Genomic DNA, 21,615 nt, shown 5'->3' on the forward strand with positions numbered 1-21,615 from the left:
AGTCGGGTCGCCTTTTCTGTTTTCCGAGAAAGGAAGCCGATCATGTCGATTACCCCATTAATGCCCGTTTACCCGCGTTGTGGTTTTCGTCCGGTGCGAGGCGAGGGGGCGTGGCTGATTTCCGAAGACGGAAGCCGGGCGCTGGACTTTGCCAGCGGTATCGCGGTCAACCTGCTCGGCCACGGCCATCCGCATCTGACCAAGGCGATCCAGGATCAGGCCGCGACCCTGATGCATGTATCCAATCTCTATGGCAGCCCGCAGGGCGAAAGTTTCGCGCAACGGCTGGTCGATACGACCTTTGCCGACACCGTGTTCTTCACCAACAGCGGGGCCGAAGCGGTGGAGTGCGCGATCAAGACCGCGCGCGCCTATCACCAGTCGGCGGGCAGCGACCGGTTCGAGATCATCACCTTCAAGAATGCTTTCCATGGCCGGACCATGGCGACGATCTCCGCATCCAATCAGGAAAAAATGCACCACGGCTTTTCACCGCTGCTGGCCGGCTTCAAATATGTCGAGTTTGACAATCTGGAAGGTGCCAAGGCGGCGATCAGCGACAAAACCGCAGCGTTCATGGTCGAGCCCATTCAGGGCGAAGGCGGCGTTCGCCCCGCTTCGGAAGAATTCATGCAGGGTCTGCGCGATCTCGCCGACGAGCATGGCATCCTGCTGATCCTCGATGAAGTCCAGTGCGGCGTCGCCCGGACCGGCGCGCTTTACGCGCACGAACTGTACGACATCAAGCCGGACATCGTCGCATCTGCCAAGGGAATCGGCGGAGGCTTTCCGCTGGGCGCTTGCCTGGCCACCGAGGAAGCGGCACGCGGCATGGTGCCCGGCACGCATGGCTCCACTTATGGCGGCAATCCGCTGGCGATGGCTGCTGGCAACGCGGTATGGGACATCGTCGCCAATGATGAATTCCTCGCCAATGTCCGCTCGACCGGGGAAAAGCTGCGCGCGGCCATTGAACAATTTATCGGCAATTATCCGGAGCTGTTTATCGGCGTTCGCGGCAAGGGATTGATGCTGGGCGTGATGATGAAGCAGGAAACGCGTTCCTTCGTTGCCCATCTGCGCGATAATCACGGCCTGCTGACGGTGGCTGCGGGGGACAACACCCTCCGGGTCCTGCCGCCGCTGAATATCGACGACAGCCACATCGCGACTTTCATCGAGAAACTCTCGGCGGGCGCCGCAGATTATCAGGCACCTGAAGCATGACCCGGCATTTCCTCAATCTCACAGATGCGGGCGGCGATGCGATCGCCGCGATGATTGCCGACGCGATCGATCGCAAGGCGGCGCGCGCAGACTGGCCCAAGGGCAAAGCGGACGCAGATAAACCTCTTGAGGATCATGCGCTGGCGATGATCTTCGAAAAAAGCAGCACACGAACCCGTGTTTCTTTCGATATTGGTATCCGCCAGCTCGGCGGTTCGAGTATCGTGATGGACAGCGGTTCGATGCAATTGGGCCGCGGAGAAACCGTCGCAGACACGGCAAAAGTTCTGTCGCGCATGTGTGACGCGATCATGATCCGGACGGACGATCATGCAAAGATCGAAGAAATGGCATCCAATGCCAGCGTACCGGTCATCAACGGCCTGACCGATCTTTCGCATCCATGCCAGATCGTTGCCGACCTGCTCACCCTGGTCGAGCATGGCAAGGCGCTCCCCGGTCTGGAGGTCGCTTGGCTGGGTGACGGCAACAATGTCCTCAACAGCATTGTCGAGGCCGCCGGGCTGATGAAATTCAATGTCCGGATCGGTTGTCCGCAAGGCTATGATCCCGATCCCGCGTTCATCAAGGCAGCGCAGGCCGCTGGTTCCAATATCGCGATCCACCGCGACGAGAACGAAGCGGTCGCCGGTGCCGACGTGGTGGTGACGGATACCTGGGTTTCAATGGGGCAGGAACATGTCCACAACAAGCTTGCCGCGATGATGCCCTATCAGGTCAACGACGTGTTGATGGAGCAGGCGAAGGATGACGCGCTGTTCCTGCACTGCCTGCCGGCACACCGCGGGGAAGAAGTGATGCCATCGGTCATTGACGGTCCGCAATCGGTGATCTGGGATGAAGCGGAAAACCGGATTCACGCGCAAAAGTCTGTGCTGAGATGGTGCTTCGGCCAAATCTGATGACGGACAGCGCCACGACCGATAATATTCTTTCTTTTGCTATTCCGGCAAAAAACTGTCGTGGGCGGGTCGTACGGCTCGGCCCCGTGCTCGACGATATTTTGGCAGCGCATGCCTATCCGCCAATGATCAGGCATTTATTGGCAGAAGCCGTGTGTTTGACCGCTATGCTGGGGGCTCTGCTCAAGGACGAAGGTGCGCAGCTGACGTTACAGGCGCAGACCGAAGCGGGCATAGTCAATCTGCTTGCTTGCGACTACAAGGATGGCGCTTTGCGCGGCTATGTCGATTTTGATCACGAACGGCTCGCCGCGCAACCGGTCGAACCCTCGCTCATGCCGCTGTTCGGCAAGGGCTATCTTGCGATAACCTTCGATCTCCCGGCGCCGCGTGGCCGCAATCAGGGGATTGTTCCGCTGGAAGGCGGCAGTCTGGCCGAGGCGGTGCAGGCCTATTTTTTCCAGTCTGAACAAATCCCGACCTTGATTCGCGTCGCAATCGATGAATCCGATGGGCGGATATCCGCTGGCGGCTTGCTGGTGCAGCATTTGCCCGAGGGCGAGGAAGGCCGTGAGCGACTGCATGTGCAGCTCGACCACCCGGAATGGGAACATGTGGAAGTCATGGGCAGCAGCATCACTGCAGAAGAACTGACCGACACGGATTTGCAGCTCGAAGAGATATTATGGCGTCTTTTCAGCGAGAGCGATGAAGTGAGACTTCTGAGCGGTAAATCGTGCATTAAGGGATGCCGGTGTAATGAAGACCATATCAGGGATGTGATTGCGCGTTTCCCGAAAGAAGATAAGGGTGACATGGTCGATGATGATGGAAATATCGCGATTGACTGTGCGTTTTGCAGCAAGACATTCGTGATTACGGGTGCCAGCCTAAACAATTAAAAACGCTGTCATACATATGACATGCTGGCCATGATGTCGAAAAATTCCTATCGACTGCCTTATTTCGCGACAATAATCGCCATAATTTTAGCGTATCACGGCAATGTCCCGATGTCGTCCATTCAACCTAGAAAACGGAATATTTTCATGAAGTGTCTGAAATTCATAAAAATCATGACCGCATCGGTCGCCGTTTTTGCCGGATTCGCAGTTGCCGCCCCTGCTCAGACACCGCGCATGGCGGTGCTAGACGGTCTCGCGCCGGGCGAATGGACACTGAAGGAGCGTGGTTCTGATGAGCCGGGCAAGAAAGTCTGCCTAGGCAACCCCGAACTGTTGCTGCAAATCAAGCATGGAAACACATCCTGCACCCGCTACGTCATCGAAAACACAGCGAAAAAGCTGCGGGTCAGCTATAAATGCGGCAGCGCCGGCCAGGGTGTTACCGAAATCAAGCAGGAATCGAGCGCTTTGGTGCAGATTCACTCGCAGGGGATCCGCAACAATTCTCCTTTTTCTTTTTACGCCGAAGGCCGCCGCACTGGTAGCTGCTAGGCCCAGGTTGCGCGCAAAACTTGCACCCTGCGTGCAAGGCGATTAGCGGGGCGCGTTATGGAAACCGAATCAAAATCAGCGATCATATTATTGTCCGGTGGGCTGGACTCTATGGTATCGGCCGCGATTGCCGCGGAACAGGGCTATCGCCTCATTGCGCTCACCGTTGACTATAATCAGCGACACAAAATCGAACTGCAGTCGGCGCAGAAAATCGCGGAAAAGCTGAACGTCGCCGAGCATATTATTTTGCCACTGGATTTGAGCCGCTTTGGTGGGTCAGCGCTGACCGCCGATATCGACGTCCCGAAATCCGGGGTTGGCACTGATATCCCGGTAACTTACGTGCCCGCGCGCAATCTGATTTTTCTGTCGCTGACCCTGGGGTTGGCGGAAGCCCGCAATGCGCGCGACATTTTCATCGGCGTTAACGCTCTGGACTATTCCGGATACCCCGACTGTCGGCCTGAATTTATTGAAGGGTTTGAGCGTCTTGCTGATCTGGCGACGAAGGCCGGTGATCAGGGTAGCGCTTTTCATATCCATACGCCGCTCCAGCATATGACGAAGGCCGATATTGCAAAAGAGGCAATCCGGCTCAATCTTGATCCCGCCTGGAGCTGGTCCTGTTACGACCCCGCCGAAGGTAATATCGCATGCGGTCTTTGCGATAGCTGCCGGTTACGACAAAAGGGTTTTGAAGAAGCCGGCCTTGTCGACACAACGCCATACGCCACTGCATGAGTTACGCGGTCAAAGAGATGTTCCTCACTCTTCAGGGGGAAGGGGTCCACGCCGGACGCCGGGCGGTGTTTGTTCGCTTTGCCGGATGCAATCTCTGGTCGGGACTGGAACGGGACCGGGACTCAGCGATTTGCCAGTTTTGCGATACCGACTTTGTCGGAATGGATGGTGAGGGAGGGGGCCGGTTTGATACCGCGTCGGCCCTTGCTGCCGCAGCGGCGAAAAAATGGGATGGAGACAGGGATCGACGATTTGTGGTTCTGACCGGTGGAGAGCCGATGCTGCAAGTCGATGAACTGCTGATCAATGCCCTGCATGCCGAAGGCTTTTTTATTGCAATCGAATCCAACGGGACGCTGACCGTGCCCCGCACGATTGACTGGATATGCATCAGCCCAAAAGCGCAAAGCGAAACAGTGCAGCGCTCGGGCGACGAGCTCAAGCTGGTGTGGCCACAGGAGGACAGCGACTGGCAGGCGATGGAAGGCTGGGATTTCGACAACCTGTTGTTACAGCCGAAAGACGCAATCGGCGATCCGGATAAGAGCCAGGCTCATCTCGCCGAAGCGATTGGCTTTGTTCAAGCCCATCCAAAATGGCGCCTGTCCCTGCAGAATCACAAAATTCTCGGGCTTGCCTAGCTTGTTACTCTTTCGGTTCGGAGGTCGGAGACTCGCTCTCAGCCGATGCGGATTCCTTTTTCTCATCCGCTTTGTCTGAGTCTTGTGTGCCGGTAGAATCGACTTCCTGATTCGTATCGACATCCACCATTTCGTCACTGATCGTTCCGTCGATAACGTCCACGTCATCCATCCGCGTTTCCGTCACTTGGTCGCCGTCCGGAACGTCATTGCCGGAGCATGCGGAGATGGCGAGGGCAGTTGCAGCAATAGCCAGAACTTTCAGGGATTTTTGCATCAGATTATCCTTTTCTCATATGGCGACCGGAGCAGACGCATCAGCCGTGATCAGCTCCGATCGATGGCTTTCAAAAAACTGCCAAAGGTTTTCTGAAGCGCGTCGTCAAACTCGTGGAGCGTGATGGCGATACCCAGTTGAGCCAGGCTCGTCACGGGATATTCGCTGATCCCGCAAGGAACGATGCCGCCAAAATGGCTCATATCAGGGGCAATGTTGACGGAAAAGCCATGCATCGTGACCCATTTGCGAATGCGAATGCCGATCGCGCCGATCTTGGCTTCCTGTCCATCCGGTGTGTCGCACCAAATGCCCACCCGGCCATCGACGGCTCTGGCTGTCACCCCAAATTCGGCCAACGCAGCAATAACCCAATCTTCCAGCGCATGAACGAATCCCCGGACGTCCGCATTGCGCTTTTTCAGGTTCAGGACGACGTAGCCGACCCGTTGACCGGGGCCATGATAGGTGTGCCGGCCGCCACGTCCGGTATCGTAGACGGGGAACGCTTCACTGAGCAGCTCGGACGGATCGGAGCTGGTGCCAGCCGTGTAAAGCGGGGGATGCTCAAGCAACCAGATTAATTCCTTGGCTTCTCCGGCCTGGACCGCTGCGTTGCGTTGCTCCATTTCCGAGAGAGCTTCGGGATATTCCACCTTTTCGGATGAAACACGCCATTCGATATCGTCGGGACCAATCATAGAAATTTCGTGCACTTTTGCTGGCCGGGTGGCAAGAGTTGGTAGTCGAGAAATCTATCCGGGAATCAAACATGAAGCTTAACTATATGCAATGCTGGAACGGCGCGATGGGCCTGCTCCAGGCGCATAAAGAGGCGGTTTTGGCCATTACCGGTGTTTTTATCTTCCTGCCAACCTTGTTGTTCGCCGAATTTGTCATTCCACCGGCGGTCAATGGCGATGAGGACATGAATACGCTTTTTGCGATCTATTCGACCTATTTTGATGAAAACAGCCTTTCAATCGTGGCTTCCAATATCGCAATCAGCTTCGGCGGCCTTGCGATCTATTTCGCGCTTGCTCCTTCCCGTAACGGCACCGTCGCGGAAGACCTGACTGCGGCGTTGAAAGCATTTCTGATCTACCTGCTCGCCAATTTTTTGAGTGCCTTGATCTCTGTGCCGGGGTTCATCCTGTTCATCCTGCCTGGTCTGTACATCACGTGCCGCTTCATCCTGGTTCCTCCAATGATCGGCGACCAGGATGAGCGAAATCCAGTAGAATTACTCCGAAAAAGCTGGGCTTCGACGCGTGATAACGGCTTCGCAATCCTGTTCTTCATCCTCATCATAGCGGTGGTCGGTACAATAACGATCAGCGTTCTGGATGCCGTGACCGGCGTGATTACTGGCTTGGCGACGGGTGGCACCGGTTGGCCCTTTATCGAAAACCTGGTCGCCGCGCTGACCGGCACGGCCTTTCAGCTGATTATCACGGCGGTTATCACGTCAATCTATATCGAGCTGGCCGGCAAGAAAGCTGACATCGGTCAAACGTTCAACTGAGTATCGGAACATGGGGTGCGGCGGTTCGCGGCAAATGTCCCGATAGCCGCGGATCAACCATCATTCCCGACTGTTGCTTGAAAATCCGGAAGCCGCTGCGCTGATAAAAGGGCAGGGCGCGCGGCGAATCCTGGGTACAGGTATGGAGCCAGACTCGATCAATTCCATCGCGCCATGCCCGGTCCAGTGCCTGATTCATCATCCAGACACCATGGCCCTGGCCATTCAGTTCCGGCACCAGTCCGAAAAAAGCGATCTCGCATTCCTCGGGCTGGCGAAAATCGAGCTCGATAAACCCGACCGGCTCTGCACCGTCGCGGACCAGGAATATTTCGACCGCAGAGTCGTCAAGGATGGTTCTGAGATCGGACCGTTCCATCATCAATCGCGAGATCCAGAGCCACGGCTCACCGACTTTGCGAAACAATGCGAGATAGTCATCGACATCGGGATCTAGCCAACGCTCTAGCGTCAGGCGCGATTCTGCGACCGGCAGCTTCGGTTTTTCCAGCATCTCCAAATGAGTCACAATCGTAGCCACGTGACCATCCGGAACATCCTGCAGCGCCATCGTCAGCTTTTCAGACCCATTTCGCTTCGGGCGGAAGGCTCATCAGGATGGCATCGACATTGCCGCCGGTCTTGAGACCAAAGGTTGTGCCGCGATCATAGACCAGATTAAATTCCGCATATCGGCCGCGCCATTCAAGTTGCTGCTGCTTGTCCTCCGCGCTCCACTCGGTGGTCATGCGCTTGCGCACCAGTTGCGGAAATATGTCCAGAAAGGCCCTTCCTACATCCTGGGTGAAGGCAAAATGGCGGTCAAAGTCGGATTCCTGGTCCAGCTCCATATGATCATAGAAGATGCCGCCTACGCCGCGGTGAACCTTGCGGTGGGGAATATAGAAATAATCATCGGCCCATTTTTTGAACCGCGGATAATATTCCGGGTTATGCGGCGCGCAGGCTGACCGCAGTCTGGCGTGGAATGCTTCCGTGTCCTCATCATAGGGAATCGCGGGATTGAGATCGGCACCACCGCCAAACCAGCGCTTGGTCGTGCACAGGAAGCGCGTGTTCATATGCACATTGGGTACGTGCGGATTCGCCATGTGGGCGACCAGACTGATGCCGGTGGCAAAAAACCGGGGATCCTCTGCCGCGCCGTTGATTTGCGCCTGGAATTCTTCGCTAAAGGTTCCGTCGACGGTGGAAATGTTGACACCGACCTTTTCGAATATCTTGCCCTTCATCAGACCCTGAACGCCGCCACCACCCGGGCTGCCGTCCGGATTTTCACGATCCCACGGAATATAGTCGAAGCTGGCGTCGCTGTCGGCTTCTGCTTCTATTTTCTCAAATTCTGCGCAGATATCATCGCGCAGCTGCTTGAACCAGGTCTGGGCTGTTTGCTGCTGGTCATCCAATTGTTTTGTCATTCTGGGAATTGTCCTGTCTGTCTTAGCGCCTCACCCAATGCCATGCCAGCCGACACCGCCAGGTTCAAGCTGCGCATTCCGGGTTTCATGGGTATCGTGATTCGTCCATCGCACTGCTCATGTACGGTGAGAGGAACTCCTGATCCTTCCGACCCGAACAAAAGAATATCGGTGGCGCGGTATGTGTATCCGTAATGTGGTTGCTCCGCCTTGCTGGTCAGCAAAATAATCCTGCTATTCTGGGAATCATGGCTCCGTTTGAACGCATCCCAGTCAGCATGCCGGGTATATCGGACATGTTCGAAATAATCCATTCCGGCCCGTTTTAGACTGCGGTCGCTGAACGGAAAACCGCATGGTTCAATGATATCAACCGGTACGTCCATGCACGCACAAGTCCTTAAAATTGTTCCCAAATTTCCCGCTATCTCGGGTTGATACAATGCTATCCTCATCGGACGAACACCATGTGCGACAACCGAATGTTAGGTCAATCGAAAATTCCCTGTTGGCAAACCCTATCCTTCACGGCTATCAGGCGCGCAAATCACTGCTTGTGCTGGTCGTTTCAATGCGGCACCCATGGTTCAGGCGGTCAGGGGTCATAACTATTCTATAGGGCTTGTTTGCATGGCAACGGTTGAAACAGCTGAAACGGCAGTCGCAGAAGAAAGCGGCGTTCGCCGCCGGGACTTTATCAATATCGCAGCGGTGAGTTTTGCCGGTGCCGGAGCGGTAGCAACCGTCTTCCCATTGGTTAATCAAATGAATCCGAGCGCAGATGTTCTCGCGCTGGCGTCCGTCGAAGTGGATGTTTCCACCATCGAACGCGGTCAGGCGATCAAGATCCTGTGGCGCAAGCAGCCCGTCTTCGTGCGCAATCTGACGGACGTCGAGATCCAGGAGGCGAATGCTGTCAATATTTCGACCCTGAGAGATCCTCAAACGCTGGCCGAGCGCACCAAAGTCGGCAAGGAAAACTGGCTGATCACTCTCGGCGTTTGCACCCATCTGGGCTGTGTGCCTTTGGGTGCCGCTGAAGGCGAGAACAAGGGTGAGTTTGGCGGCTATTTCTGTCCATGCCACGGTTCGAGCTACGATACGGCAGCTCGCATCCGCAAAGGTCCGGCGCCAAGAAATCTGGACGTGCCAGAATATGATTTCCAATCAGATACCGTCGTGAAAATCGGCTAGAGGACAGAGAAACATGAGCTTTCCTTGGGCAAAACAATATACGCCAACAACCGAATTTGGGCAGTGGATGGACGAAAAGCTTCCGCTTCCACGGCTGGTCTATAACAGTCTCGGTGCCGGCTATCCGACGCCGCGCAACCTGAACTACATGTGGAACTTCGGTTCGCTGGCCGGGATTTTCCTGGTTGTGCAGATCGTAACCGGCATCATCTTGGCGATGCACTATGCCGCCAACGCCAATATCGCTTTTGACTCGGTCGAGCACATCATGCGCGACGTCAACAGCGGCTGGATGATCCGCTATGCCCACGCCAATGGCGCAAGCTTCTTCTTCATTGCCATCTATCTCCACATCGGCCGCGGTCTGTTTTACGGCTCTTATAAAGCGCCGCGGGAAATGATCTGGTTGCTCGGCGTGGTCATTTACCTGCTTGCCATGGCGACCGCGTTCATGGGCTATGTGCTGCCGTGGGGCCAGATGAGCTTCTGGGGTGCAAAGGTTATTACCGGTCTGTTCGAAGCAATTCCGCTGGTCGGAAAGCCGATCCAGGAACTGCTGCTCGGTGGCTTCGCTCCCGATAATGCTGCGCTGAACCGGTTTTTCTCGCTTCACTATCTGCTGCCTTTTGTCATCGCTGGTGTGATTATCATGCACATTTGGGCGCTGCATATTCCAGGCTCGAACAACCCGACCGGCGTTGATGTGAAGGGCCCGCAGGACACTGTTCCTTTCCACCCTTATTATACCGCCAAGGATGGCTGGACGCTCGGTGTTGCGCTGATCTTCTTCACCACCATGCTGTTCTTCCTGCCAAATGCTCTGGGTCATGCGGATAACTATATCCCGGCGAACCCGCTCTCCACCCCGGCTCATATTGTTCCGGAATGGTATTTCTGGCCCTGGTACGCAATTCTGCGCGCCTTCACCGTCGACTTCCTGTTCATTCCTGCGAAGCTGCTCGGTGTGTTGGCTATGTTCTCCGCAATCCTGGTCTGGTTCTTCCTGCCATGGCTGGACAGATCACCGGTTCGTTCGGGCTACTTCCGCCCCAAGTTCAAGATTTTCTTCGGCATTCTCGTCGTCGATGTCCTGGTGCTCGGATATTGCGGTGGTGCACCGGCTGAGGAACCATTCGTGATGATCAGCCAGTTTGCCGGAGCCTATTATTTCGCTCACTTCCTCATCATTTTGCCGCTGTTGTCTCGGTTGGAAAAACCTGAGCCACTGCCGAACAGCATTACCGAGTCGGTAACCGGCAAGCCAATCACAACTGCCAGTTAAGAATTAGGGACCTGTCGTAATGGTAAGAATTATCGGAATCTTGATTGGCCTGTTCTTTTCAGGCTGGCTCTTGGTCTCATTTGGAATGGGCGCAGTTGAATATATTTCAAATCCACCAGCCGAAAGCGTGGAGCACAAGTTCCACAAGGAAGCGAAAGAAGTATCATTCTCTTCCGACGGCCCGCTTGGTAAATTTGATCGTCAGCAGCTGCAGCGCGGCTTCCAGGTCTACAAGGAAGTCTGCTCGGCTTGCCATTCGCTGCGTCTGGTTGCCTTCCGGAATCTGGAAGAAATCGGCTATAACGAAGATGAAGTAAAAGCGATTGCTGCCAACTGGGCCATTGGTGTGCCGGACGTCGATCCGAACACCGGCGAAATGACAACGCGTCCCGGCTTGCCGGCTGACAAGTTCCCCAAGCCATTTGCCAATGACGTCGCTGCACGCGCCGCCAATAACAACGCAATCCCGCCTGATCTTTCGTTGATGACCAAGGCGCGTGAAGGCGGTGCTCCCTATGTCTACTCCTTGCTTACCGGCTATACCGACCCGCCTGCAGACTTGCCGGATGCGGTCAAGCCTGGCCCGGGTCTGCACTACAACCCGTATTTCGCCAACCTGAACCTGGCGATGGCACAGCCTTTGGCCGTCGAAGACCAGGTCAGCTATTCGGATGGCACAAAAGCCAGCATCGACCAGATGGCGAAAGATGTTTCGGCATTCCTGATCTGGACCGCCGAGCCGAAACTGGAAGCACGGCATCAGACCGGATGGGCTGTACTGGCTTTCTTGCTGATCGCCACGATCCTGGCCTATCTGTCCTACCGGACGATCTGGGCTGACGTGAAAGCGGAAAAGAAAAAGAAAGCGGCCTAGGGCTAAGCCAAGCCCGTTCGTACAAACATGAAAAAGCCCGCATCTAGCGGGCTTTTTTGTGGGTGATTTTTGCCAGTTGGCGGGCCCGTGACCTAGTCGGCCAGTACCGATTCGACCGCACGCTGCCAGCCTGCAAGCCGGTTGTTCCGGACATCTGCATCGATATTCGGCTGATGGGTATCGAGATCAGAAATCATGACTGCGGCAGCTTCCAGCGAAGCATAGATCCCGGCCCCGACTGCGGCCAGCATCGCTGCGCCCAGAGCAGTGGTTTCGAAAAACTCAGGCCGCTCGACGGTAATATCCAGAATATTCGCCAGATCCTGAACCATCCAGTCATTGACCACCATGCCGCCGTCTATCCGCAGACTTTCCCAGTCCACTCCGTCCGCCGAGAAGGCCGTCTTCAGATCGTGACATTGGTAGGCCATCGATTCGAGGGCGGCGCGGGCAATATGCGCTTTCTTGGATGAAAAACTGAGACCGGACAAACTGGCAGTCGCGTGAGCGCGCCAATGCGGCGCACCGAGGCCGGAAAGGGCAGGGACCAGATAGACGCCGCCATTATCGTCAACCGATCGCGCCAGTTCCTCGCTCTCCCCCGCATATTTGAGCAAGCCGATGTCGTCACGCAGCCATTGCATCAGGCTGCCGGCAACAAATACGGAGCCCTCGAGCGCATAGATCCGCTGCCCCTGATGTTGATATAGCACCGTCGATAACAGCCGGTTCTCGGACGTTGGCGGCGTATCACCGCTGTTTGAGAGAATGAAGGCACCGGTACCGAAGGTGGCCTTGGTCTGTCCTTTTTGCAGGCAGGCCTGACCGATTGTCGCGGCCTGCTGATCGCCGGCTGAACCGGTAATGGCAATCGAACCGCCGAACAGGCCGGATGCCGTAGACGCAAGTTCTCCGGCACAATCAACAATCCGCGGCAGGGCCTTCTTCGGAATATCAAACAGACCCAGCAAGTCTTCGTCCCAGTCGTGGCCATCCAGCGCCATCAACATGGTGCGACTGGCATTGCTGGCGTCTGTGACATGCTGTCCGCCACTGAGCCGGTAGATCAGATAGGATTCGATCGTGCCTAAGGCCAGATTGTCGCCAGCATTCCTTACCTCAGACCGGTTTTCCAGCATCCAGCCCATCTTGCTGCCGGAAAAATAAGGATCAAGCAGCAGCCCGGTTTTGGCCTGTACCATCGGCTCAAGACCGTCCGCTTTCATCCGGTTACATGTTTCTGCCGTTCGGCGGTCCTGCCAGACGATCGCTTTTGTCAGCGGTTCGCCCGTCCGCTTGTCCCAGGCAACGATCGTTTCGCGTTGATTGGTAATCCCAATCGCCGCAATCTTGTCGGCACCGCCGACCTGTTCGATCATTTTCTCACAGCAGCGCAAGGTCTTGTCCCAGATCTCCCCGGCATCATGCTCGACGAGACCGGGGGCGGGATAATATTGCTGCAAGGTCTCCTGCTGCGATCCGTGCAGCTTGCCATGCCGGTCGAACAGCATCGCACGCGTCGATGTCGTGCCTTCGTCGATAACCAATATATTCTGCGCCATCTGTCCGCTCTTGCCCCGCTCGAATGATCCATCGATACGCTAAAAGTTCGCATTCAAAAGGCAAGCAAAAGCCATTTATATTGCATTGCAGCATTGCGGAAATCCCCGCGTTCTCTATTAGTGTGGCGATGTATGATCTGGCCATCATTGGCGGCGGCATAAATGGCGTCGGAATCGCGCGCGACGCCGCGGGCAGGGGCTTGAAGGTCCTCTTGGTAGAGCGCGACGATTTGGCCTCGCACACCTCGTCGGCTAGCACAAAGCTGGTGCACGGTGGCTTGCGCTATCTCGAACATTATGAATTCAATCTGGTTCGCAAGGCGCTGAAGGAGCGGGAAGTGCTGCTGCGCGCCGCCCCGCATATCATCTGGCCAATGCGCTTTGTCCTGCCGGTCGATGAAGGCATGCGCCCTGCCTGGCTGCTCCGCCTCGGCCTGTTTCTTTACGACCATCTTGGCGGACGCGATATTTTACCCGGTACCAAGAGCCTCAATTTGCTCAAGGATCATCGCGGTGATCCATTGCAAAACCGCTTGAAAAAGGGGTTCGCCTATTCTGATTGCTGGGTTGAAGACGCCCGGCTCGTATCGCTCACCGCCCGTGATGCAGCGAACCATGGCGCAGAGATCCATACCCGAGCGGAATGCATCGGGCTGGACCGGGCTCACGATCACTGGACGCTGAAAATCCAGTACAATGGCGAAACCAATAGCGAACAGGCGAAGGTCCTCGTCAATGCTGCCGGACCATGGGTCGACCCGGTCACCTCGCTTTACGACCGCGGCAGCAACGTCGCGAAATTGCGGTTGGTCAAAGGCAGCCATATCGTCATCAAGCGCAAATATGAAGGCGACCACAGCTATATATTCCAGAACAAGGACGGTCGCATCATCTTTGCCATTCCCTATGAGGGCGAGCACACTTTGATCGGCACCACCGATGAACCCTGGAGCTATGCTGAAGGTCCGGCCAAGATCAGCAGTGGGGAAATTGATTATTTGTGCGAGGCGGCGAGCGAATATTTTGAGACACCCGTCAGCCCGGACGATATCGAGTGGACCTATTCAGGGGTTCGGCCGCTGTTCGACGATCATAGCCGCAGCGCCGCTACCGTCACTCGCGACTTTGTTTTCGACTATGACAAGGAAAATGGCGCGCCGGTTCTTTCGATCTTTGGGGGCAAGATAACAACCTATCGCGTGCTCGCACTTCAGGCGATGCGGACCTTGTCCGATGCCCTCGACATCGACGGCGACGACTGGACCAAAAAGGCGCATTTGCCCGGCGGTGATTTTGCGCCTGACGGGTTCGATGCGCTAGTCGATCAATATGCTGCCCGATGGGGCTTTATGGACAGAGCGGTCCTGCACCGTCTGGTTAGGGCTTATGGCACCGATACGGCGACAATGCTCCGGGATGTGGAGTCGTCGGCTGATCTGGGCAAATATTTTGGTGCCGGCCTCTATGCAATCGAGATACGGTGGCTGATCGACCATGAATTTGCCCGTACGGCAGAGGATGTCCTTTGGCGGCGCTCGAAACTGGGGCTGCACATGAGCAAAGCGGAGCAAGAGGCTGTCGCATCATGGTTTGATGAGGAACATAGGACGGCAAAGGAAAATCTCGCCCTTTCCTGATTGACGCATCCCGAAAGCGGTGGCAATAGCGGCCCATCCGGTCGATCTGGAAATGCGGGTGTAGCTCAATGGTAGAGCAGAAGCCTTCCAAGCTTACGACGAGGGTTCGATTCCCTTCACCCGCTCCAGCTCCATCTCCCTCAATTATTCTCGAAAAAGCTCGCGCTCCGTAGCTAACGTAACGTTTCTAGCCTGTTGAAAATCAACATGGGCTGAGAATGCGCTTATGTCGTTTCGAATTGTATATGATATAGAATATCATTACATAAATTGCCATATTGGGCAATCTGGAAAAATCCCTTGAGGTCATCGAAGACAGAAAGAAGATCTCTTGGCATTCCGAAAACCCTTCATCTCCGCACTGGGAGCAGGGCCTTTTGAACAACCCCAATGGATTAAATTCGTCGGGAACTTCTGGATGGGATGAGGCGACCGCCTTTCCGCAGGACCTGTATAACAGAGCGCTCTCGGTCCGGGCTTCCGATAATGCTGGCCGGTATCTTCGCAGGGCGCAAAACATCGAGGCAACGATGACCAATGCCGGGGCAATTTTGGTCGCAGCAGGCGATCGACGGAATTGGCGAGGCCGTCAGCGCCAGCCCACATAATAAAAGAGTACTGGAAAGTCTCGCTCAGCTTGAGGAGTTATCTATGACAAAAATTGCCGATCCCGCTTTCTGGGACGATAACGCGCCAGACTATCGCGGCGTGGTGAACGACTTCACCGCCTTTTACAGTCAGCGTGCCTGGGAAATGGCAAGCCTCCCGAGCGATGCAACCGTGGTCGATATCGCCGCAGGGGGTGGTGCATTGACGAAAGTGGCATCTGCGGCAGGCCATCGCGTTCTCGCAACCGATTTCTCGCCCGCTATGGTCGAGTCAATTGCGGCTCTCGACCTAACCGGTGTGACAGCGCAGGTCATGGACGGACAAAACCTGGAGCTGCCTGACGCGAGCTTTGACGCGGCATTTTCCATGTTCGGGATCATGCTGTTTCCCGATTGGCGCGCGGGCCTGCGTGAACTTTCGCGCATCCTGAAACCGGGCGGCACGGCCTGCGTGGGAACTTGGAAGGAGCCGGGCGGTGCTGCCGTGAACCTCTTGGTAGACAGTATCGCAAAGCGGCTATTCCCGGGCCTTGAGGTCGACGATCCTGTTCCGGGTATGACAGAATGGACTGACCGAGGACGCTTTCGCAACGCGCTTGATATGGCAGGTTTGATCGATGCACGCTTTGAAGAGGTGACGAGCGATTTTACGGTAGATCTGCCAATGCTGCTGGAGCCTGAAAAGACATTCCAGTTCAGTCCGGTGTGGCCGGTTTTGGACCACGACCAGAAAGCCGATTTGCTCGCCGAAATTCGCGAGTTGACGCAACGGGGTAGCGGCAGGATAGAAGTCGCGTCACCCGCGATAATTGCCTTGGCAAGCAAGCGCTAATATCTCGATATATCGCTTGGAGAACGAAACCGCGCACATCGAGGGAATGATCCGGATGGCCTGTGGATGGTCGGGAGAACGCCGGGCTTTCGATCAGAAAAGCGCAAGACCAGACGGGATAGATTTTGGCGTGCTGTCGTTCAGAACAGCTTGTACCGCTTCCAGGGAGCCGATCAGCTCACCGGGGCTGAAAGGCTTGCGAAGATATCCGATCGCCGGCGTCGCATCAGTCGAGGCCGGGCGATTGCCGGTCACATGAAGCGAAGGGATGTTCTTTTCGGCCAGCCAGCGTGCCAGTGATATCCCGCTGTCTCCGTCAGCCAGGTTGATATCGACCAAGGCAAAATTACAGTCACGCTCGCGGACAATATTCTGAGCTTCCGCGATATTGCTGGCACAACCGGACACTGGAATACCGTTGTTGCTAAGAATGAATTCGATTTCCATCGCAACCAGCAACTCATCTTCGACGATTAGAATGCCCATAAGATCAACTTTTTACCAAACTATCATACCACCGACATCGCTGTCGGCTCAAACTCGACCAGAAAAACAGTACCCTTGTCAGACGCGGAGAAGGTCAATTTGCCCCTCAATTGCTGAACCAGGGCATAGGAAACGCGCATCCCCAGACCGGAAGAAGCGGTCGGATCAAACCCTTCCGGTAGTCCGCACCCATCGTCCTTGATTTCGATTTCAACCTTTCCATCGGCTTTCTTACGCACCGTAAGGGAAACCGTTCCCTCGCTTTTGTCCGTAAACGCATATTTCAGGGCATTGGTGACCAGTTCGTTGACGACGATGGCGAGGGGGATCGCCTGATCGAGCAGCAGCATGACCTCATCTTCGCTCACTGAATCAGAGGTGATAGAATCGATGGGTTTTAGCGCTACGACGGTATCGGCAACCAGGCCTTTCAAGAAAGCACCGGCCTCAATGCGATCGTGCATGCTGGATAGATACAGCTGACCATGCAAGCGGGCTACGACGCCGATCCTGGCACGGGCATCTTCCAGATTGAGCCGGAGTTCGTCTGATCCCTGGCCGGCCTGCAACGACAATAACGAATTGACCAGCTGCAGGCTGTTCTTAACGCGATGGTTCACCTCGTACAGAAGCATGTCCTTGGCATCCATCGCCTCTTTCAGCGCCATTTCATTGGCATGGGTTTTGGTTTCGTCGCGAATGGTCAGAACCGCCCCAATCTTCTCTCCGCCGTCATCGTAAACTGGCTTGGCATTGCCTTTCGCCATGATTTCCGACCCGTCCTTCCGGCGAATGATCCATTGACCATCGATCGTCGTGACATTGTCGCGCACGGCTAGGGTCAGTGGTAACCGATCAACCGGAAAGGGCTCGTGGTCCAATGTCAGCAAATCAAACGTACTGCTGTAGTTATCGGGAGATACACCCAGCTGTTTCTGGCCATGAAGGATTTGGGCACTGTCGTTCATATAGACGATTTCACCTGCCGCATCGGTGATAATAACGCCTTCGCCGAGCTGGTCGAGGATAGCCTGACGCTCGGCCAGTACGCGCTTCAGGGCATAGCGCTTGTTCTTGAGCCGAGCCGCGGTTTCCTCCTGCTCGGAAACATCGATGTTGATCCCGAACCAATGAATGATCTCGCCACTTCGATCACGATATGGAGTGATTCGAGTCAGAAAGGACCGATAGTCGCCACTGGCGCTGCGCAAAGGAAAAGTCATTTCGAACGGCTGTCCGGACGCGATCGAGGATGTCCATGTCTCCAGAACGCTTGGGAGCTTCGCCGGGTGATGAACAGATTGCCATGCCCAGCCTTCCATCTCTGCGGGCGTTGTCCCACAATATTCGTGCCAGCGTTCGTTATACCAGGTGATATGACCGGTCGGGTCGGCCATCCAGCACAATAGCGGCATATGATTGGCCAGTTCCTTGAATATCAGCGGGTCGGTGCCGTCTGCGGTTTTTATGTCGCTGCCTTCCAATATAGACATCGGGCCTACTACTCCTCCCCCCTGAACTCTCTACTAATTATAGCAATAAATAGAATTTCGATTTCCGTCGATTGAAATATGTTGCTGAGATAATTGTCCCTATTCGGGATCAGCGTGGGTGCCAGCATCTGTCGGTTCGATGAACAGGACGCCGGAATTGATACAATTTGCGACAATTTTGTGCGGTTCTGACAAAGTTGAGCGACATCTCTCCCTTAAAACGACATTCATAGCGGAACGATTATACCGTTTCGTTGAAATGGAACATGAGGAAATAGAACATGAAAAAAGCAATTTTGATTTCGAGCGCGACCGCGATGCTGATGGCTGGCGGTGTCGCCATTGCCGCTCCCGGCGAGCGCGGGATGCGGGCCGATACCAACGGTGACGGTGCCATAAGCCGCGCGGAACTGACGCAATCGCTGGAAACGCGTTTCGCGAAAATGGATGCGAATGGCGACGGCCAGCTTTCCAAGGAAGATCGTGCGGCAAAACGGGCTGAACGGTTCGCCAAAATGGACGCCAATGGTGATGGTGAACTGTCGCAGGCTGAAATGGACGCCGCTCGTGCGGAACGTAAAGCCAAGCGCTTTGCTCGTATGGACAAGGACGGCAATGGCACATTGAGTCCGGAAGAAGCGCGTTCGATGCACCGCAAGCATGGCGGCAAGACTATGCGCGGCGACCGGAAAATGCGCGGGCACCATGGTGGACGTGGCATGGCAATGATGCGGCAGGCTGACACCAACGGTGACAAGATGATCAGCAAAAGCGAATTTATCGCTGCTGCGATGACCCATTTTGACAAGACCGACGCCAACAAGGACGGCAAGGTCACCAAAGAGGAGCGCAAGGCGGCCTGGCAGGCCCACCGCGCGGAATGGGCCAAGAACAAAAAAGGCGGTTGATCCCTGAACCCCTTTTTTGCGAACGGATCGTCAGCCAACTCTCTCCTCTCCCCCGATGGCTGACGGTCCGTTCCTTTTTGTGATTCCTGTGATAGGGCGATATGATGACGCAGAAAATCCACATATTGCTGGTCGATGACGAAGCGTCGTTACGCGAGCCGTTGGCGGACTATCTCGTAAAACAGGGCTACAAAGTACAACAGGCCAGCGATGCCAGCGTCGCTCGATCGCTGCTTAACGCTTATGATTTCGACATCATATTGCTCGATATCATGATGCCTGGTGAGGATGGCCTCAGCCTTTGCCGTTTCGTTACCGACAAGACCGACACCCCGGTCATCTTCATCAGCGCCAGAACCGAAGAGACCGAACGGATCATCGGGCTGGAACTGGGCGCCGATGACTATATCACCAAACCCTTCAGCCCGCGCGAACTGGTGGCCCGGATCAAGGTCGTTTTGCGCCGTGCGGAAAAGGGGGGAGGGAAGCAGCTCGGAACGTCCGGTGGCGGGTATCAATTTTCGGGATGGACGCTGAAAAGCGACACGCGCAGCCTGATTGATACCGATGGCGTCAATGTGTCGCTGTCCAGCGGCGAATATCAGATGCTGCTGGCGCTGGTTTCGCGGGCCGGCAAGGTCCTCAACCGGGATCAGTTGCTCGACATAACACAGGGCAGGGAAGCGCACGCTTTTGACCGGGCGGTGGACAATCAGATCAGCCGGCTGAGACGCAAGATTGAAACCGATCCGAAAAATCCGGAAATCATCAAGACAGTATGGGGCGGCGGCTATGTGCTGGCCGGCGAGGTCAAGTCGCTGTGAAATGGTTCTGGCCAAAAAGCCTGGTCGGGCAGCTTCTGCTGATTGTAGCCCTGATGCTGTTGCTGGCGCAGGGCGTGAACAGCTTCCTTCTGTACCGGGGGGCCAAGAATCAAAATCTGGTGGAAGCCTCCACATCGGCCGTCGCGCGCATCGTCTTCGGTCTGGACCGTCAGGCAAATGATCGTCCGATGCCCCACGGCGGAGATATCAGGGCAAGACGGTGGGGCCGGCTGAAATATAGTCCGGAGAGCGCCGTCACCGATGATATGCGCCGTATGCCGGAACTGGAAGCGCGCGCCGGGCAAGCCTTTGCCAATATGGGCATCGGCTTTTCCGATATCCGCGTGACCTTCATCGACGATGTGACGAGCGATTTGAACGGGCATATGATTGGAGCCAATCGCAGGGACTGGCGCGACAACCCGATCAACCGGTCCATGGGTGACAGGCGGACGCCATCGGAGGTCACCGGATTCGTTATTATTTCGGCCCAGCAAGCGAACGGCCAGTGGGTCAGCATCGCATCCGCAGTGAGAGAACGCACCCCCCTGTTGGTGCGCACCTTGCTGTTTCAGACGATCACCATCTATCTGCTGTTGCTGATTCCGCTGATCCTGCTCGGCCGCTACATTTCCAGCCCGCTCAAGTCGCTGACGGCCAAAGCACAGGGCTTCCGGCCCGGCGAAACGGAGGAACTGCCCGAACAGGGACCGCCCGACACCCGTGAATTGATTCGCGCGTTCAACATCATGAGCGCCAGAGTGAACGACATGCTCAATGAAAAGGACGTCATGCTCGGTGCGATCGGCCATGATCTCCGGACCCCTCTGGCCGCTCTGCGCGTACGGGTAGAAAGTGTCGAAGATGATGGCGAGCGTGAACGGATGATCGCCGGTATCGAAGACATTGATCATATGCTGGATGACATCCTGTCTCTCGCACGGCTTGGCCGTTCCGGCGAGCAGGCCGACCGGGTTGATATCCGCTCGCTGATCGAAACGATCGTGGATGAGTTCACCGACCTGGGTCACGAGGTCCGCTATCAGCGAGGCGAAAAGCAGAGCGCGCTGATCCGCGAAACACTGATCCGCCGGGCGCTGCGCAATCTGATCGGCAACGCTATTCTCTATGGCAAGGCTGCGGATATCTCTGTGGAAAAGTCTGGCGACAAGCTGATGATTCATGTGGATGACAATGGTCCGGGAATCCCCGACGGGGAAATCGAGGCGATGTTCGAGCCATTCTCGCGCGGAGAAACCTCGCGCAACCGTGCGACCGGCGGTTCCGGACTGGGTCTGACGCTGGCCCGCGCCATAGCCCGTGACCATGGCGGCGATATTCTCCTGAACAACCGGCAAAACGGCGGGTTACGGGCTACGCTGCTGTTGTCAGTCCGTTAGTCTGCGGCTTGTCTGTAACCGACCGGAAACAGCGCGTCGCTAGTTTTCGGTTTCAGACGGGACGGGCTCTGCCGCCGGATCGGGAACGCCATCCGCGGCCAGCTCGGCATCAATATCCTCTTCCATCGCCTTGACCGCTTCATCAGCCGCCTGCTCGAGAGAACGCGCCTCTTGCTCAATATCCTCCGCATGCGCCGCGATCGCCTCATCGCCCTGATCTTCAACCGGTGTTTCCGAACAGGCAGCGAGCAGCATCACGGCGGGCCATAAGAAGCGGCGCAC

Annotated in this window: 24 protein-coding genes and 1 tRNA gene; 16 read left to right on the forward strand and 9 right to left on the reverse strand. The window is 55.9% G+C overall.

The genetic code is table 11. The features are described from left to right. Positions 1 to 42 precede the first annotated feature (42 nt). The 6 genes from ACN0WW_RS05845 to queE are packed head-to-tail and all read left to right on the forward strand — an operon-like array spanning position 43 to position 4,992. Positions 43 to 1,227, forward strand: coding sequence for an aspartate aminotransferase family protein (locus ACN0WW_RS05845; RefSeq protein ID WP_417610350.1), 1,185 nt, complete (start codon positions 43 to 45; stop codon positions 1,225 to 1,227). Beyond that, the gene (gene argF, locus ACN0WW_RS05850; RefSeq protein WP_417610352.1) at positions 1,224 to 2,150 is read left to right on the forward strand and encodes an ornithine carbamoyltransferase; all 927 of its coding nucleotides are present in this window, start codon (positions 1,224 to 1,226) and stop codon (positions 2,148 to 2,150) included. The genes ACN0WW_RS05845 and argF overlap by 4 nt, the downstream gene beginning before the upstream one ends. Beyond that, positions 2,150 to 3,052, forward strand: coding sequence for an Hsp33 family molecular chaperone HslO (locus ACN0WW_RS05855; RefSeq protein ID WP_417610354.1), 903 nt, complete (start codon positions 2,150 to 2,152; stop codon positions 3,050 to 3,052). Before argF ends, ACN0WW_RS05855 begins: the two co-directional genes overlap by 1 nt. A gap of 21 nt (positions 3,053 to 3,073) precedes the next feature. Next, on the forward strand, positions 3,074 to 3,607 hold the full coding sequence (locus ACN0WW_RS05860) for a hypothetical protein (protein ID WP_417610356.1): 534 nt from the start codon (positions 3,074 to 3,076) through the stop codon (positions 3,605 to 3,607). A 27-nt stretch (positions 3,608 to 3,634) separates the two neighbouring features. After that, positions 3,635 to 4,351 carry a 7-cyano-7-deazaguanine synthase QueC gene (queC, locus tag ACN0WW_RS05865; protein ID WP_417610506.1) on the forward strand — a complete coding sequence of 239 codons (717 nt, stop codon included), beginning with the start codon at positions 3,635 to 3,637 and terminating at the stop codon, positions 4,349 to 4,351. Further along, positions 4,348 to 4,992 carry a 7-carboxy-7-deazaguanine synthase gene (gene queE / locus ACN0WW_RS05870; RefSeq protein ID WP_417610358.1) on the forward strand — a complete coding sequence of 215 codons (645 nt, stop codon included), beginning with the start codon at positions 4,348 to 4,350 and terminating at the stop codon, positions 4,990 to 4,992. The genes queC and queE overlap by 4 nt, the downstream gene beginning before the upstream one ends. A 4-nt stretch (positions 4,993 to 4,996) precedes the next feature. On the opposite strand, the gene ACN0WW_RS05875 is transcribed toward queE, so the two are convergent. Together ACN0WW_RS05875 and lipB are read right to left on the reverse strand one after the other, a co-directional pair. Then, positions 4,997 to 5,269: a hypothetical protein gene (locus ACN0WW_RS05875; protein WP_417610360.1), complete on the reverse strand. Its 273-nt coding sequence runs from the start codon at positions 5,267 to 5,269 to the stop codon at positions 4,997 to 4,999. Between the two features lie 50 nt (positions 5,270 to 5,319). Then, positions 5,320 to 5,970, reverse strand: coding sequence for a lipoyl(octanoyl) transferase LipB (lipB, locus tag ACN0WW_RS05880; protein WP_417610362.1), 651 nt, complete (start codon positions 5,968 to 5,970; stop codon positions 5,320 to 5,322). Positions 5,971 to 6,041: 71 nt separating this feature from the next. Between lipB and ACN0WW_RS05885 the strand changes: the two genes are divergently transcribed. After that, on the forward strand, positions 6,042 to 6,794 hold the full coding sequence (locus tag ACN0WW_RS05885; protein WP_417610364.1) for a hypothetical protein: 753 nt from the start codon (positions 6,042 to 6,044) through the stop codon (positions 6,792 to 6,794). On the opposite strand, the gene ACN0WW_RS05890 is transcribed toward ACN0WW_RS05885, so the two are convergent. Genes ACN0WW_RS05890 through ACN0WW_RS05900 form a run of 3 tightly spaced genes read right to left on the reverse strand, consistent with a single transcriptional unit; the run spans position 6,787 to position 8,688 of the window. After that, a complete protein-coding gene (locus ACN0WW_RS05890; protein ID WP_417610366.1) occupies positions 6,787 to 7,365 on the reverse strand; it encodes a GNAT family N-acetyltransferase in 579 nt (192 codons plus the stop codon). The genes ACN0WW_RS05885 and ACN0WW_RS05890 overlap by 8 nt on opposite strands. Before the next feature lie 10 nt (positions 7,366 to 7,375). Continuing rightward, positions 7,376 to 8,233, reverse strand: a complete 858-nt coding sequence (gene hemF / locus ACN0WW_RS05895) for an oxygen-dependent coproporphyrinogen oxidase (RefSeq protein ID WP_417610368.1) — start codon at positions 8,231 to 8,233, stop codon at positions 7,376 to 7,378. Next, a complete protein-coding gene (locus ACN0WW_RS05900; RefSeq protein WP_417610370.1) occupies positions 8,230 to 8,688 on the reverse strand; it encodes a tRNA (cytidine(34)-2'-O)-methyltransferase in 459 nt (152 codons plus the stop codon). Before ACN0WW_RS05900 ends, hemF begins: the two co-directional genes overlap by 4 nt. Before the next feature lie 175 nt (positions 8,689 to 8,863). On the opposite strand from ACN0WW_RS05900, the gene petA reads away from it, so the two are divergent. Genes petA through ACN0WW_RS05915 form a run of 3 tightly spaced genes read left to right on the forward strand, consistent with a single transcriptional unit; the run spans position 8,864 to position 11,583 of the window. After that, entirely contained in the window at positions 8,864 to 9,427 is a 564-nt protein-coding gene (petA, locus tag ACN0WW_RS05905) for a ubiquinol-cytochrome c reductase iron-sulfur subunit (RefSeq protein WP_417610508.1), read from the forward strand. Positions 9,428 to 9,440: 13 nt separating this feature from the next. Beyond that, on the forward strand, positions 9,441 to 10,709 hold the full coding sequence (locus tag ACN0WW_RS05910; RefSeq protein ID WP_417610372.1) for a cytochrome b: 1,269 nt from the start codon (positions 9,441 to 9,443) through the stop codon (positions 10,707 to 10,709). A 19-nt stretch (positions 10,710 to 10,728) separates the two neighbouring features. Continuing rightward, on the forward strand, positions 10,729 to 11,583 hold the full coding sequence (locus tag ACN0WW_RS05915) for a cytochrome c1 (RefSeq protein ID WP_417610374.1): 855 nt from the start codon (positions 10,729 to 10,731) through the stop codon (positions 11,581 to 11,583). 92 nt (positions 11,584 to 11,675) lie between these two features. Here the strand turns inward: ACN0WW_RS05915 and ACN0WW_RS05920 are convergent, their stop codons facing one another. Further along, entirely contained in the window at positions 11,676 to 13,145 is a 1,470-nt protein-coding gene (locus ACN0WW_RS05920) for an FGGY family carbohydrate kinase (RefSeq protein ID WP_417610376.1), read from the reverse strand. Positions 13,146 to 13,273: 128 nt separating this feature from the next. Here ACN0WW_RS05920 and glpD point away from each other — a divergent pair, with 128 nt between their 5' ends. The 3 genes from glpD (at position 13,274) to ACN0WW_RS05935 (ending at position 16,222) form a co-directional block, all read left to right on the forward strand. After that, positions 13,274 to 14,782: a glycerol-3-phosphate dehydrogenase gene (gene glpD / locus ACN0WW_RS05925; protein ID WP_417610378.1), complete on the forward strand. Its 1,509-nt coding sequence runs from the start codon at positions 13,274 to 13,276 to the stop codon at positions 14,780 to 14,782. A 54-nt stretch (positions 14,783 to 14,836) separates the two neighbouring features. Next, a tRNA-Gly gene (locus ACN0WW_RS05930) sits at positions 14,837 to 14,910 on the forward strand. A 523-nt stretch (positions 14,911 to 15,433) separates the two neighbouring features. After that, positions 15,434 to 16,222, forward strand: a complete 789-nt coding sequence (locus ACN0WW_RS05935) for a class I SAM-dependent methyltransferase (RefSeq protein ID WP_417610380.1) — start codon at positions 15,434 to 15,436, stop codon at positions 16,220 to 16,222. A gap of 93 nt (positions 16,223 to 16,315) precedes the next feature. Here the strand turns inward: ACN0WW_RS05935 and ACN0WW_RS05940 are convergent, their stop codons facing one another. Together ACN0WW_RS05940 and ACN0WW_RS05945 are read right to left on the reverse strand one after the other, a co-directional pair. Next, on the reverse strand, positions 16,316 to 16,708 hold the full coding sequence (locus ACN0WW_RS05940) for a response regulator (protein ID WP_417610382.1): 393 nt from the start codon (positions 16,706 to 16,708) through the stop codon (positions 16,316 to 16,318). 23 nt (positions 16,709 to 16,731) lie between these two features. Continuing rightward, complete coding sequence (locus ACN0WW_RS05945) at positions 16,732 to 18,201, reverse strand: PAS domain S-box protein (protein WP_417610384.1); 1,470 nt, start codon at positions 18,199 to 18,201, stop codon at positions 16,732 to 16,734. Between the two features lie 281 nt (positions 18,202 to 18,482). Here ACN0WW_RS05945 and ACN0WW_RS05950 point away from each other — a divergent pair, with 281 nt between their 5' ends. From ACN0WW_RS05950 to ACN0WW_RS05960, 3 genes are all read left to right on the forward strand, one after another. Beyond that, positions 18,483 to 19,109, forward strand: a complete 627-nt coding sequence (locus ACN0WW_RS05950; protein ID WP_417610386.1) for an EF-hand domain-containing protein — start codon at positions 18,483 to 18,485, stop codon at positions 19,107 to 19,109. A 104-nt stretch (positions 19,110 to 19,213) separates the two neighbouring features. Further along, positions 19,214 to 19,933, forward strand: a complete 720-nt coding sequence (locus tag ACN0WW_RS05955) for a response regulator (RefSeq protein WP_417610510.1) — start codon at positions 19,214 to 19,216, stop codon at positions 19,931 to 19,933. Further along, the gene (locus ACN0WW_RS05960; RefSeq protein WP_417610388.1) at positions 19,930 to 21,333 is read left to right on the forward strand and encodes a sensor histidine kinase; all 1,404 of its coding nucleotides are present in this window, start codon (positions 19,930 to 19,932) and stop codon (positions 21,331 to 21,333) included. Before ACN0WW_RS05955 ends, ACN0WW_RS05960 begins: the two co-directional genes overlap by 4 nt. Before the next feature lie 39 nt (positions 21,334 to 21,372). Here ACN0WW_RS05960 and ACN0WW_RS05965 read toward each other — a convergent pair whose 3' ends face one another. Continuing rightward, positions 21,373 to 21,615: a hypothetical protein gene (locus ACN0WW_RS05965; protein ID WP_417610390.1), complete on the reverse strand. Its 243-nt coding sequence runs from the start codon at positions 21,613 to 21,615 to the stop codon at positions 21,373 to 21,375.

It is taken from the genome of Parasphingorhabdus sp. (assembly GCF_048269865.1).
Classification (GTDB): domain Bacteria; phylum Pseudomonadota; class Alphaproteobacteria; order Sphingomonadales; family Sphingomonadaceae; genus Parasphingorhabdus.

Bases quoted from the DNA above. Each gene is read 5' to 3' on its own strand.
- ACN0WW_RS05890 (WP_417610366.1), bottom strand. From the start codon at position 7,365: ATGGCGCTGCAGGATGTTCCGGATGGTCACGTGGCTACGATTGTGACT.
- ACN0WW_RS05845 (WP_417610350.1), top strand. From the start codon at position 43: ATGTCGATTACCCCATTAATGCCCGTTTACCCGCGTTGTGGTTTTCGT.
- ACN0WW_RS05860 (WP_417610356.1), top strand. From the start codon at position 3,074: ATGCTGGCCATGATGTCGAAAAATTCCTATCGACTGCCTTATTTCGCG.
- ACN0WW_RS05900 (WP_417610370.1), bottom strand. From the start codon at position 8,688: ATGAGGATAGCATTGTATCAACCCGAGATAGCGGGAAATTTGGGAACA.
- ACN0WW_RS05875 (WP_417610360.1), bottom strand. From the start codon at position 5,269: ATGCAAAAATCCCTGAAAGTTCTGGCTATTGCTGCAACTGCCCTCGCC.
- queE (WP_417610358.1), top strand. From the start codon at position 4,348: ATGAGTTACGCGGTCAAAGAGATGTTCCTCACTCTTCAGGGGGAAGGG.
- hemF (WP_417610368.1), bottom strand. From the start codon at position 8,233: ATGACAAAACAATTGGATGACCAGCAGCAAACAGCCCAGACCTGGTTC.
- ACN0WW_RS05855 (WP_417610354.1), top strand. From the start codon at position 2,150: ATGACGGACAGCGCCACGACCGATAATATTCTTTCTTTTGCTATTCCG.
- lipB (WP_417610362.1), bottom strand. From the start codon at position 5,970: ATGATTGGTCCCGACGATATCGAATGGCGTGTTTCATCCGAAAAGGTG.
- ACN0WW_RS05955 (WP_417610510.1), top strand. From the start codon at position 19,214: ATGACGCAGAAAATCCACATATTGCTGGTCGATGACGAAGCGTCGTTA.
- ACN0WW_RS05950 (WP_417610386.1), top strand. From the start codon at position 18,483: ATGAAAAAAGCAATTTTGATTTCGAGCGCGACCGCGATGCTGATGGCT.
- ACN0WW_RS05885 (WP_417610364.1), top strand. From the start codon at position 6,042: ATGAAGCTTAACTATATGCAATGCTGGAACGGCGCGATGGGCCTGCTC.
- ACN0WW_RS05935 (WP_417610380.1), top strand. From the start codon at position 15,434: ATGACAAAAATTGCCGATCCCGCTTTCTGGGACGATAACGCGCCAGAC.
- ACN0WW_RS05920 (WP_417610376.1), bottom strand. From the start codon at position 13,145: ATGGCGCAGAATATATTGGTTATCGACGAAGGCACGACATCGACGCGT.
- petA (WP_417610508.1), top strand. From the start codon at position 8,864: ATGGCAACGGTTGAAACAGCTGAAACGGCAGTCGCAGAAGAAAGCGGC.
- ACN0WW_RS05910 (WP_417610372.1), top strand. From the start codon at position 9,441: ATGAGCTTTCCTTGGGCAAAACAATATACGCCAACAACCGAATTTGGG.
- ACN0WW_RS05940 (WP_417610382.1), bottom strand. From the start codon at position 16,708: ATGGGCATTCTAATCGTCGAAGATGAGTTGCTGGTTGCGATGGAAATC.
- ACN0WW_RS05945 (WP_417610384.1), bottom strand. From the start codon at position 18,201: ATGTCTATATTGGAAGGCAGCGACATAAAAACCGCAGACGGCACCGAC.
- ACN0WW_RS05915 (WP_417610374.1), top strand. From the start codon at position 10,729: ATGGTAAGAATTATCGGAATCTTGATTGGCCTGTTCTTTTCAGGCTGG.
- glpD (WP_417610378.1), top strand. From the start codon at position 13,274: ATGTATGATCTGGCCATCATTGGCGGCGGCATAAATGGCGTCGGAATC.
- argF (WP_417610352.1), top strand. From the start codon at position 1,224: ATGACCCGGCATTTCCTCAATCTCACAGATGCGGGCGGCGATGCGATC.